The sequence below is a fragment of the Acinetobacter pittii ANC 4050 genome (assembly GCF_000399685.1).
GTDB classification, from domain to species: Bacteria; Pseudomonadota; Gammaproteobacteria; order Pseudomonadales; family Moraxellaceae; genus Acinetobacter; species Acinetobacter pittii_E.
This window is the reverse complement of the sequence record NZ_KB976987.1, coordinates 158,522-170,403: the sequence shown is the minus strand read 5'-3', so window position 1 is coordinate 170,403 and position 11,882 is coordinate 158,522. Positions and strand designations below refer to the sequence as shown.

Here is an 11,882-nt window from a genome sequence, read left to right as displayed (position 1 = left end):
ATAAGAGGAATATTGCCGTGGACGTACGTCTTTCTGATCGTGTCAATGCTATCAAACCGTCCCCTACACTTGCTGTAACGAACAAAGCTGCTGAGCTTAAAGCTGCTGGCAAGAACGTGATTGGTTTAGGTGCTGGCGAGCCAGATTTTGATACCCCTCAACATATCAAAGATGCTGCAATTGAAGCGATTAATAATGGTTTCACCAAATATACGGCTGTAGATGGTACTCCTGGGTTAAAAAAAGCAATTATTGCTAAATTTAAACGTGATAATAATCTTGATTATCAAGCAAATCAGATTTTGGTTTCATGTGGTGGTAAGCAAAGCTTCTTTAACTTGGCCCTTGCTCTATTAAACAAAGGCGATGAAGTGATCATTCCAGCACCTTTCTGGGTAAGTTATCCAGATATGGTTATTATTGCTGAAGGTACTCCAGTCATTGTGAAATGTGGCGAAGACCAACGTTTCAAAATCACTCCTGAGCAATTAGAAGCTGCGATTACACCGAACACTCGTTTAGTGGTATTAAACAGCCCATCTAACCCGACAGGTATGATTTATAGCAAAGCTGAATTAGAAGCTTTAGCTGAAGTTTTACGTCGTCATCCACAAGTATTTGTTGCATCTGACGATATGTATGAACCAATTCGTTGGGAAGATGAGTTCTACAACATCGCAACTGTTGCTCCAGATTTATATGACCGCACGATTGTTTTAAATGGTGTGTCTAAAGCATATGCAATGACAGGCTGGCGTATTGGCTATGCAGCCGGTCCAGCAAAAATCATTGGGGCAATGAAAAAAATCCAATCTCAATCAACTTCAAATCCAACTTCTATTTCACAAGTTGCTGCTGAAGCTGCATTGAATGGTCCACAAGACGTTTTACAGCCAATGATTGAAGCATTCAAACGCCGTCATGACCTAGTTGTAAATGGCTTGAATGACATTAAAGGGATCTCTTGCTTACCTGCTGATGGCGCTTTCTATGCCTATGCAAACATCCGCCCTCTTATTCGTGCAAAAGGTTTAAAGTCTTGCACAGAGTTTTCTGAATGGTTACTTGAAGAAACTGGCGTAGCAGTAGTTCCTGGTGATGCATTTGGTTTGGGCGGTTTTATGCGTATTTCATATGCAACAGCTGACGAAGTACTTGTTGATGCATTAGCACGTATCAAAAAAGCTGCAGACTCAATTGAAGGTGTAGACGCTGCTATCGCTTCAATTGAAGCTGAAAAAGCTGCGAAATAATCTGCATTTTGCATAAAAAGGGTTCTCTTAAGAGAACCCTTTTTTAATTCTATGCTTTGTTAGTTTTAGAAGGCTTTATATAAATAACCAATAGAATTCCAAATAAAACCATAACACTAGATAAAATCACTCGCTCGGTTACAGTCTCATTTACGAATAGGCTCCCCCCTATAATCGCTAAACATGGCACACTTAACTGTACTGTGCTGGCAGTCACCCGATCAATATGCTTCAGAATTGCATACCAGAGGACATAAGCCCCACTTGAAGTAACACCACCCGACAAAACCGCTAAAATCCATCCTTGCAAGTCAATGTAGCGATCTTGAGCAAGTAATATATTTGCCAACAAAACTATTGGTACAGCTAATGTAAAATTTGCCAAAGTACTACCAATAGGCTGTGTCATATTACGACCCGCAATACTGTATCCCGCCCATGCCAAACCAGATATCGCCATAATTAGAGCATATCCCCAATCAGGCGCGTGAGCACCCGGTAATAGCAAAACAATGATTCCAGCTAACGCAATACATAAGCCTATACCACGATATATGCCAATCTGTTCACCCTGCCAATAGCCGTAAAGCACCATGGTCAGCTGTACAACCCCAAACAATAGTAAAGCACCAATACCTGCATCGATTTGAAGGTAAGCATACGAAAATGCCAAAATATAAACCGCTAGAAAAAGTGCATTTTTTAGGTTCCACTGAACTTTGGCTTGAGCTGATTTTGAATATAAAAACAGTCCTAATAAAACAACTGCACCACTTCCTACTCGTATCAAGCTAAAAGTCATTGGGTCAATATGTTGGCCTGCCAAAGCCAAACGGCATAATACAGAATTCGCTGCGAAAGCCATCATTGCTAGTGCAATTTTAAAAAGCATTGTCCTTATGCCCCTGTTATTTTTTATAGTGTATAAGAAGACCCTCTTATCTATCTAATTCATTATGCAACTCATTTAATTCAATTTTTATAATAAAGAAATTTTGTACTAAATAAATAAGTTCCCAAGCTTCGACTTATGAGTTCAATTTTTAACTAGAGAATTGACACAACTCGGACCGAATAATACGCTAACCATAAGTTCCATTTTAGAACTTAAATATTTAAAGGAATTAAAAAATGAAACACCCAAAAGACATGACTGGACTTGAAGTTTTACAGGCACTGCTTGATGGTCACTTCCCGCCACCGAGTATGGGAAAAACAATTCCAATGTATCCAACTGAAGTGGCAAAAGGCTTTGCCAAATTTCATGCTCAGGCAGATCAAAATCACCTCAACCCAATGGGCGGTGTACACGGCGGATTTGCAGCAACAGTACTCGACTCGGTAACTGGTTGCGCTATACATAGTGCACTTGAAGCAGGTGAAGGTTATGGAACTATCGACCTCAATGTAAAAATGTGCCGCCCAATCCCTCAAAATAAGCAACTTATTGCGATTGGACAACTGATCAACCTCAGCAAAAACTTAGGGATTTCCGAAGGCAAGCTTATTGATGAGGACGGTAAACTATATGCCTATGCAACTGCAACCTGCATGATTATTCGTTCATAATGATTAAAGGCAGCCTTAAAACGCTGCCTTTTTTATTGAGTAGTCTTGATTATTTGGACGTTCACAAGTTTGTGCAACCACATAGGATGCCCAAATATTTTTAAGTTGAAGCTCTATAATTTCTTGATGCTCGTCTGACCAAGCTAAAACTTTATTTTTACCCAGCAGTAATTCCCCTTCCAATTGAAAAATATATAAATCTTTAGAAGAGTTTAATGGTTTTGAGCTTTTTAAAACTTTAAGTGAATGATGCACATTCCATTTAGTGCTAAACCAAAGTTGCAATAAGTCGCCTAAATACAATTTTTGTTTTTTGAAGGGGTAAGCATTAATCCATGCATCTTCTACAAGTGTGTAATAAGATTCTGATTGACTTAAAATATTAAGATAGTTGCTTTGATAAAAATCAAAATTTGAAAAAATAGAAGCGATCGTAAGCGTTTTCATACTTTTCTCCGATTTAGCCATTTTAGTGCTGGCAAGTTGGTTTAAATCCACACTGTTTGGATTTCTCCAAACGCTTGTTCTTTTTTGAATCTAGCAATTGATTTTTTAAAGCGCAAGTAATTTTTTAACTCACCACCCAACTGATCAAATAAAAAGCATACAACACAAAAATGAAGTAAACATGACAATTTACACTTGACCCTTCTCAAAATCTCCTTATAATCGCATGCAGATTCTCCCATAGCTCAGTCGGTAGAGCGACGGACTGTTAATCCGCAGGTCCCTGGTTCGAGCCCAGGTGGGAGAGCCAAATACTAAAAAGCCCGCAGCATTAAAGCGGGCTTTTTTTTGCCAAAAATTTATCAATGGCTATAAAAAATCCCCTATCAACACATAGAGGATTTAATTTTTATTCTTAGAACCTTTGTTGGGGTTAATGATCCAATCTAACTCTAAAGAATATCTTACCTTCTTAAGTCATTAATCCATTTCAATGACTTTTAAGGGATTAAAAGATTGAGTGGTCGGCATCATTTCAATACGATTAATATTAATGTGTGGCGGTTGTGAAGCAATCCAAGCTACCGTATTTGCAATATCTTCAGGCAAGAGTGGATTCTTTTTATCATACAAGCTATTCACTTTATCCTCATCACCTTTAAAACGTACTAAAGAAAACTCTGTACCACCGCAAAGTCCTGGTTCAATATTTGTTACTCGCACCCCAATACCAGCTAAATCTGCACGAAGATTTAAACTAAATTGTTCCACAAATGCTTTAGTTGCTCCATACACATTGCCCCCAGGATATGGATATGTACCTGCAATCGAACCCATATTAATAATCAAACCTGATTTTTTCGTTACCATACTTGGCAAAATTAATCGGGTAATCGTAACTAACCCCTTCACATTGGTATCAATCATCGTGTACCAATCATCTAATTCTGCTTTATCTGCAGGTTCCAATCCTAATGCCAATCCAGCATTATTCACCAATAAATCAATTTGATTGATTTGAAATTCGGCTGGTAAATCAACTAATACTTTATTTATATTTTCTGCGGTATCTGTCATATCAAATACTAAGGGATAGAATTTTTCACCGAGTTCTTGTTGTAATTCTTCTAGCTTTTCTGCTCGTCTTCCACATCCAATAACGTTATAGCCTAACTCAATCAGTTTTTTTGAAATACTATAACCAAAGCCCGCTGAGGCACCTGTAACTAATGCTAACATTCTTATATCCTTAGAAATAATCAACTATTTTAGCTAAACCGATCTTGAACAGATTTATCTTTATATTTACATAATATTCTTTATTACTTTAAAAAATAAAAGATTTTTTTGAAAAATTAATTTTAAAGAATTATATAGTTATAATAAAAAAGTTTATCTAGAGAGATAAACTTTTTTATTTCAATCATCTAAGATTAGACGGGTACGCCACTATGAAAACGGAAAGTATCATCTGGTGTTAAAATCAGATTCTTTTCAACCTCACGAATATGATCAATTCGCTGCTGAATATCCTCTTTAGGATCTTTCATTTTTGCAGTGGTTGCCACATCAAGCGCAAGAGCTAGATAGTCTTCAAAATGACGAGATTCTGACTTAAGCAAGTATCGATAATAACGTCCTAACTCATCATCTACACGCGGAGCAAGTGCATAAAAACGTTCACATGAACGAGCCTCAACAAAAGCACCAATGACGAGTACATCAATTAAAGCTTCAGGTTCATAAGTACGAATCTCTTTGCGCAACCCGCCTGCATAGCGTCCGGCACTTAAACCGGTCCATTCTTGACCACGCTTAGCCATGAGCTCAAGCACTTGTTCATAGTGGAGCATTTCTTCTCGTACAAGTTGAGCAAGTTTTACTTGTAAGTCAGGAAAGAAGCTATAACGAAACATTAAGTTCATTGCTGTACTAGCTGCTTTCTTTTCGCAATTCGCATGATCTTGCATCAAGATATCTAAATTATTGACTGCTTCATCCAACCATGTATTTGGTGTTTGGCACCCTAAAAAGGCCACCACAGGTTGCATTAGTTCATCGTAATTGATACTCGACATAAGTAATTATCCTGCTGCCTGAATCGCTGTTTTCATATCTTTAACAGCTTGAACCAGACCTACAAAAACACTTTCAGCAATAATTGAATGCCCAATATTTAATTCATGAATTTGGGGAATAGCTGCAATTGGCGCAATATTTTTTAGGTTAAGGCCATGACCAGCATTTACAACTAAACCTTTTGAAGCTGCGTATTCAACACCTTTGATAATACGTGCCAATTCAACTTGTTGATCTTGCTCTGTTTCCGCATCTGCATATGCACCCGTGTGCAACTCAATCGTAGGTGCACCACATGCAACTGCTGCATCAATTTGAGCTAAATCAGCATCAATAAATAACGATACGTCACAACCAAGAGCCGCTAAGGCTTGAGTTGCCGCTTTAACTTTTTCAAAGTTACCAACGACATCCAAACCACCTTCAGTCGTTACTTCTTGACGTCTCTCAGGAACAAAACATACGTGCTGTGGTTGAATTTCTTTCGCAAACTCGACCATTTCATCAGTAACAGCCAACTCTAGATTCATACGTGTTTTTAATAATGGACGCATGCGACGTACATCATCATCTTGAATATGACGACGATCTTCACGTAAATGCAAAGTAATACCCTCTGCACCAGCTTGTTCACAAATAAGAGCAGCTTCTACAGGATCTGGGTAAGTAGTACCGCGCGCCTGTCTCAAAGTAGCAACATGGTCTATGTTTACACCAAGCAATGCAGCCATAAATAAATCCTAATTACGATTGAGTTTGAGTGTTTTGAATCCATAATTGTCGACTTTTTAGGGGACGATCACCTAAAAGCGATGTAATCATTTGGCGGTATAGTTTACCTAATAATTGCAATTGTTCGTGAGAAAAATCCTGACCTTGCTCATAATCCAACATAGATAAAATTGCTTTACCTGACAATGAAGAACGGCTCGCTTGAACAACGGGGGCAAAACCCTCGGTCACTTGGAATTGATAAAACTGATGAGCCTGTATTGGCTGTTGTTGAGTATCAATTGAGAAATCAATCGCGTAACCAAGCTCAGGAAGTAAAACATGTTCGAACTGACGCAAAATCTGTCTCAAAAAAAGATCAGGATTTTCGTGCGAAGATAATTGCTGTAATTGAAGCAGAGTTAATTGATATTGCTCAAAAGTTTGCGGCATTGCCTCTTCTAGTGGGCAAAGTCTAAGAACAATTTCATTTAAATAGAATCCGGCAAAAAAAGCATCACCAAAAAAGAAAACTGGCTGATTTAATATTTCTAGCTTTGTAAAATTCTTGAGTTCACTTTTACCCGTCGCTTGCAGGCGAATAGGTTGATATTGAGGAGGCGGAGTCTGTCTTAAAATACCATCGACTCGCCCATATTCCTGAGTAAAAAGATGCACAATATGACTTTTTTCACGGTACTTACGATGATGAATCATATATCCATGGAGGACTTCATTGCGCATCATAAAAAGAATCTATTCCTCAGATTCTTTTTCTTTTTTATCATCACCATCAGGAATCACAGCACCTACGACGGCCGCTGTACCTTTAACTACACCTTTGGTAGTTTTATAGGCAATACCTACTGGTACGGTTACAAGCTTATATACACAACCCTGTAACAGCAATGTACATCCAAGTATAGCGATTAATGATGTAATTGTTTTCATACCAGTATCCTTATCCTTTAGATATCACTATATCCCAAGCTTTTTAGAGCACGCTCATCATCAGACCAGCCACCCTTCACTTTTACCCAAAGTGTAAGCATAATTTTTTGCTCAAACATTTTTTCCATGTCTTTTCGAGCATCCATACCAATCGTTTTAAGCTTGGTTCCTTTCTCACCAATTACAATGGCTTTTTGACCAGCACGGTCTACAAAAATTGTTGCATCGATATAAGTACAAGCTGGTTTTAGACGACCAGTTTTTTCATTAACAGTTGCCTCTTCCGTTTTGAAAGATTCAATTTGTACTGTTAAATCATAAGGAAGCTCTTCACCTAACTGACGCATGATTTTTTCGCGAATAATTTCACTCGCCAAGAAACGCTCAGAGCGATCAGTAATCTGATCAAATGAATACAAAGGTGGTTGATAAGGAAGATACTTCTCAATCGTTTCACTTAAATGTTCTAAGTTTGCTCCACGTAATGCAGAAACAGGAACAATCTCAGCAAAATTCATAAGTTTGGCACGTTCTTGAATAAGTGGAAGAATCTCTCTTTTATCTTCAAACGTATCCGCCTTATTAATGACTAAAATAACCGGCATTTCAGCATTCTTGAGTTTCTCAAGCACTAAATCGTCGTTTTGAGTCCACTTATAAGCATCAATAACAAATAAAACTAAATTAACGTCACGTAATGCAGAGTGGGCAGCACGGTTCATCATTTTATTAATAGCACGCACTTCTTTTTTATGCATACCCGGAGTATCTACGTATACCGCCTGCATTTTTTCACGTGAATCAATACCAATAATTTTATGACGTGTAGTTTGAGGCTTACGCGAAGTAATAGAGAGTTTTTGACCTAACAAATGGTTCATGAGGGTAGATTTACCCACATTTGGACGTCCTACAATCGCCACAAATCCGCTCTTAAAATCCGAAGGGATTGTAACGCCTTTGGAACTAAAAAATTGATCAATCAGATTATTAGGATCTTGGTTTTCATTTGAATCTGGATTGATTTGATCAGAATGCATCGACATGCAGGTTATTGCTCCAATAACTTTAAAATTTCCGCCGCTGCTGCCTGCTCGGCAAAACGACGACTTGAACCCTCACCATAAATCTTCGGTAAACCATCTACTACACATTCAACTTTAAAGTGCTGATGAGGTGCATCACCCTGAATATCTACAACCTCGTAAACAGGGAGAGGTTTTTTACGTGCTTGTAGATACTCTTGTAAACGTGATTTCGGATCTTTGAGTTGATCCGTAGGTTCTATATGGTCTAAATAGGGTATGTACCATTTTAGCACAATATCTTTAAGTAAGTTGAGATCACCACTGTCAAGATAGATTGCACCAATAATTGCTTCTACCGTATCTGCTAATATTGACTCGCGATGATGACCGCCAGACTTCAACTCGCCTGTACTTAATATTAAACACCGACTAAGTTGCAAATCTGTTGCAATCTTACCTAAAGCTTCCTGACGAACTAAAGTCGCTCGCATACGCGTGAGGCGGCCTTCATTTTCATTTGGATAGGCATGATATAGATAATTAGCGATTATCATGCCTAATAATGAATCACCTAGAAACTCTAAACGCTCGTAATTGTATTTATGACTCACCGAACGATGAGTCAATGCTAACTGTAACAATTCAAGCTGCTTAAATTGATATCCGATTCGACTCAGTAAGCGAGGATCACTTAGTTTGAACTGATGTTTTATCAAAACTCTTCTCAAATGTTAAAACTAAATCAATATTAAATAAGAAAGGTTTTCTTACTTCATATTTCTTTTTGACCGTTAGACCTGACTGATTAAACACTTGAGCGATCTCTTTAAATTGGAGATCACGAACATTGTTCATTTCGAGTCGCTGATCCATTTGTGTTACAAACTTTTGTGGTGTGATCTCAGAAGAGCTTTCTTGTAAAAGCTCTTCTATCTGATTATTAATCAGCCGATCATCCCAATATGCTGGCCAAACTGCAAGTACAGCTTTCACTGTAACTGCAAATATAACCACCCCAAATAAAATTGCTAAATACGAAGTACCCTGTTGTGCCTTACGCATTTCTTTTTTTCCTAATGGTTGTTTTTAATCTATTTTTCCATTTCGGCCAAAGTTAGGAAGGTGTAAGCCCGGTTCTTTATGCATCCACACATAGAATGCTCGTCCTGTTAAGTTTTCTTCAGGAACAAAGCCCCAGAAACGACTGTCTGCACTTTGATCGCGGTTATCCCCCATCGCAAAGTAATGTCCTTTTGGAACAGTCACTTCCCAATATAAACCGTCTTGGTTTGCATATTTACCATTTTCAACATAGTTGATAAACGGTGCTTGACGCGCCACATTTACGCCTTCAAGCTCACGCATTGTAAAGGTATGCTCACCAATCGTCTCTTTATGATAAATAGACGTTGGCGTATCCATTACATCTTTTTCACGACTGAACTGTGTTAATACTTTCGGTACTTTTTGCCCATTAATAATCAATTGCCCATGGTCGTAAACAATATGATCACCAGGTAAACCAATTACACGTTTAATATAGCTAATTGTTGGTTGAGGTGGATAACGGAATACAATTACATCACCACGCTTTGGTTCACCAACATCAATAATTTTCTTATTAACAATAGGTAAACGCACACCATAATCAAATTTATTAACGAGAATAAAATCACCAGTTTCTAGAGTTGGCACCATAGAATCCGACGGAATATTAAATGGTTCATAAAGAAATGAACGAAGTACAAGGACTACAGCTAAAACCGGCCAAAAGTCATAGGCCCATGTAATGACAAAATTTTCGTTCCCGCGCCCTTTATTTGCACGCTGTTTTAATACAAGTTTATCTAACAACCACACTGCAAATAGAATCAGCGTAACTGGAACAAGAATTAAATTAAAATCAAAATCCACATGACCTCACTCGCAGCCTCGCTGCTTGTATTACAGTGGGGAAAAGAAATAACTCCTTTCCCCCACCCTCATTTCTTATCTTTCTACTTTCAATACAGCCAAGAACGCTTCTTGTGGAATTTCAACACTTCCCACTTGTTTCATACGTTTCTTACCTTCTTTTTGTTTAGAAAGTAGTTTTTTCTTACGCGAAACGTCACCACCATAACATTTTGCCAATACGTTTTTACGCATCGCTTTTACGGTAGAACGGGCAATAATTTGCGCACCGATTGCTGCCTGAATAGCAACATCGAACATTTGGCGAGGAATTAAATCTTTCATTTTCTCAACCAATGCAATACCACGATGGCGTGCATCATTACGGTGGCAAATCATAGCCAAGGCATCAACCTTTTCGCTATTAATTAACACATCAACCTTAACTAAAGCTGAACTTTCAAAACGTACAAAGTTATAGTCTAGCGATGCAAAGCCACGAGAGCATGACTTCAATCTGTCAAAGAAGTCCATAACGACTTCAGCCATCGGGATTTCAAAAGTAATAGAAACTTGGTTACCCAAGAATTTCATATCTTTTTGTACACCACGACGTTCGATACATAGCGTCATTACGTTCCCTAAATATTCTTGAGGAACAAGTATATGACACTCCGCTATTGGTTCACGTAAATCTTCTACAGTCGATCCATCTGGCATTTTTGATGGACTATCGATGTAAATCGTTTCGCCTTTCTTGGTTAATGCTTCATAAATTACAGTAGGTGCAGAACTGATGAGATCAAGATCATACTCACGTTCTAAACGCTCTTGTACAATTTCCATATGTAGCATACCTAAGAAGCCACAACGGAAACCAAAGCCTAAAGCATCTGAACTTTCTGGTTCAAAGAATAAAGCCGAGTCATTGATCTGTAATTTTTGTAATGCTTCGCGGAATGGTTCGAAGTCACTCGCATCAATCGGGAAAAGACCAGCATATACCTGTGGTTTAACCTTTTTGAAACCAGGTAATGTTGTGACTTCCGGTGTAGACGCAAGTGTAATGGTGTCACCTACTGGCGCACCAAAAATATCTTTAATACCCGCGATAACAAAACCTACTTCACCAGCTTCAAGGATATCTGTTTCAGTATGCTTAGGATTAAACACACCTACAGAAGTTACTGGATGAGTTTGCCCTGTCGATTTAACCAACATTTTGTCGCCCTTACGGATACGACCTTGTTTAATACGAACAAGAGAAACTACCCCTAAGTAGTTATCAAACCATGAGTCGATAATTAATGCTTGTAATGGTGCTTCACGATCACCTTCTGGTGCTGGAATAACATCAACCAAACGCTCGAGTACGCCTTCAACACCTAAACCAGTTTTTGCTGAACAAGTTGGTGCATCTGTCGCTTCAATCCCGATAATTTCTTCAATTTCATGAATTACGCGCTCAGGTTCAGCCTGTGGTAAATCAATTTTATTTAGAATAGGAAGAACTTCGAGACCTTGTTCAATTGCTGTATAGCAGTTTGCAACTGATTGCGCTTCAACACCTTGTGCAGCATCTACAACTAATAGCGCACCTTCACATGCAGCTAATGAACGAGAAACTTCATAAGAAAAGTCAACGTGCCCAGGTGTATCAATAAAGTTTAGTTGATATTCCTGACCATTTGGATGGGTGTAATACAGCGTGACGGAAGCGGCTTTAATGGTAATCCCACGTTCACGCTCAAGCTCCATTGAGTCTAAGACTTGAGCTTGCATTTCACGATCTTGTAGACCACCACACATCTGAATAAAACGGTCAGCCAATGTAGACTTACCATGGTCAATGTGGGCAATAATCGAGAAATTTCGTATATTTTTGATATCGACGGATTTTTTAGCTTGCGCCATGGGTTACCTTGAGAAAATATAGAGTGCTATGTAGCTT

15 protein-coding genes and 1 tRNA gene are annotated in these 11,882 nt (G+C 38.4%); 3 read left to right on the top strand and 13 right to left on the bottom strand.

Annotated elements, in window-relative coordinates; genetic code table 11:
- Positions 1-17 precede the first annotated feature (17 nt).
- Positions 18-1,253: a pyridoxal phosphate-dependent aminotransferase gene (aspC, locus tag F931_RS04780; RefSeq protein WP_002118408.1), complete on the top strand. Its 1,236-nt coding sequence runs from the start codon at positions 18-20 to the stop codon at positions 1,251-1,253.
- A gap of 49 nt (positions 1,254-1,302) precedes the next feature.
- Here aspC and F931_RS04775 read toward each other — a convergent pair whose 3' ends face one another.
- Positions 1,303-2,145, bottom strand: coding sequence for a DMT family transporter (locus tag F931_RS04775; RefSeq protein ID WP_016140300.1), 843 nt, complete (start codon positions 2,143-2,145; stop codon positions 1,303-1,305).
- Positions 2,146-2,384: 239 nt separating this feature from the next.
- Between F931_RS04775 and F931_RS04770 the strand changes: the two genes are divergently transcribed.
- Entirely contained in the window at positions 2,385-2,822 is a 438-nt protein-coding gene (locus F931_RS04770; RefSeq protein WP_016140299.1) for a PaaI family thioesterase, read from the top strand.
- 15 nt (positions 2,823-2,837) lie between these two features.
- On the opposite strand, the gene F931_RS04765 is transcribed toward F931_RS04770, so the two are convergent.
- Together F931_RS04765 and F931_RS21845 are read right to left on the bottom strand one after the other, a co-directional pair.
- The gene (locus F931_RS04765) at positions 2,838-3,269 is read right to left on the bottom strand and encodes a hypothetical protein (RefSeq protein WP_016140298.1); all 432 of its coding nucleotides are present in this window, start codon (positions 3,267-3,269) and stop codon (positions 2,838-2,840) included.
- A 41-nt stretch (positions 3,270-3,310) separates the two neighbouring features.
- Positions 3,311-3,457, bottom strand: coding sequence for a hypothetical protein (locus F931_RS21845; protein WP_080649428.1), 147 nt, complete (start codon positions 3,455-3,457; stop codon positions 3,311-3,313).
- 46 nt (positions 3,458-3,503) lie between these two features.
- Here F931_RS21845 and F931_RS04760 point away from each other — a divergent pair.
- Positions 3,504-3,579, top strand: a tRNA-Asn gene (locus F931_RS04760).
- Between the two features lie 170 nt (positions 3,580-3,749).
- Here F931_RS04760 and F931_RS04755 read toward each other — a convergent pair.
- The 10 genes from F931_RS04755 to lepA form a co-directional block, all read right to left on the bottom strand.
- Positions 3,750-4,508, bottom strand: coding sequence for an SDR family NAD(P)-dependent oxidoreductase (locus tag F931_RS04755; protein ID WP_016140297.1), 759 nt, complete (start codon positions 4,506-4,508; stop codon positions 3,750-3,752).
- Between the two features lie 194 nt (positions 4,509-4,702).
- Positions 4,703-5,347, bottom strand: a complete 645-nt coding sequence (gene miaE / locus F931_RS04750; protein ID WP_016140296.1) for a MiaE family protein — start codon at positions 5,345-5,347, stop codon at positions 4,703-4,705.
- A 6-nt stretch (positions 5,348-5,353) separates the two neighbouring features.
- Positions 5,354-6,079, bottom strand: coding sequence for a pyridoxine 5'-phosphate synthase (pdxJ, locus tag F931_RS04745; RefSeq protein WP_016140295.1), 726 nt, complete (start codon positions 6,077-6,079; stop codon positions 5,354-5,356).
- Between the two features lie 13 nt (positions 6,080-6,092).
- Positions 6,093-6,806 carry a DNA repair protein RecO gene (gene recO, locus F931_RS04740; RefSeq protein WP_016140294.1) on the bottom strand — a complete coding sequence of 238 codons (714 nt, stop codon included), beginning with the start codon at positions 6,804-6,806 and terminating at the stop codon, positions 6,093-6,095.
- Between the two features lie 9 nt (positions 6,807-6,815).
- Positions 6,816-7,010, bottom strand: coding sequence for an NF038104 family lipoprotein (locus tag F931_RS04735; RefSeq protein WP_016140293.1), 195 nt, complete (start codon positions 7,008-7,010; stop codon positions 6,816-6,818).
- A 17-nt stretch (positions 7,011-7,027) separates the two neighbouring features.
- Positions 7,028-8,050: a GTPase Era gene (gene era, locus F931_RS04730; RefSeq protein ID WP_014207367.1), complete on the bottom strand. Its 1,023-nt coding sequence runs from the start codon at positions 8,048-8,050 to the stop codon at positions 7,028-7,030.
- Between the two features lie 11 nt (positions 8,051-8,061).
- Entirely contained in the window at positions 8,062-8,754 is a 693-nt protein-coding gene (gene rnc / locus F931_RS04725) for a ribonuclease III (protein ID WP_005067830.1), read from the bottom strand.
- Entirely contained in the window at positions 8,726-9,100 is a 375-nt protein-coding gene (locus F931_RS04720) for a DUF4845 domain-containing protein (protein WP_016140292.1), read from the bottom strand. Before F931_RS04720 ends, rnc begins: the two co-directional genes overlap by 29 nt.
- A 24-nt stretch (positions 9,101-9,124) precedes the next feature.
- On the bottom strand, positions 9,125-9,952 hold the full coding sequence (lepB, locus tag F931_RS04715; RefSeq protein WP_016140291.1) for a signal peptidase I: 828 nt from the start codon (positions 9,950-9,952) through the stop codon (positions 9,125-9,127).
- Positions 9,953-10,027: 75 nt separating this feature from the next.
- Positions 10,028-11,845: a translation elongation factor 4 gene (gene lepA / locus F931_RS04710; protein WP_016140290.1), complete on the bottom strand. Its 1,818-nt coding sequence runs from the start codon at positions 11,843-11,845 to the stop codon at positions 10,028-10,030.
- Positions 11,846-11,882 lie beyond the last annotated feature (37 nt).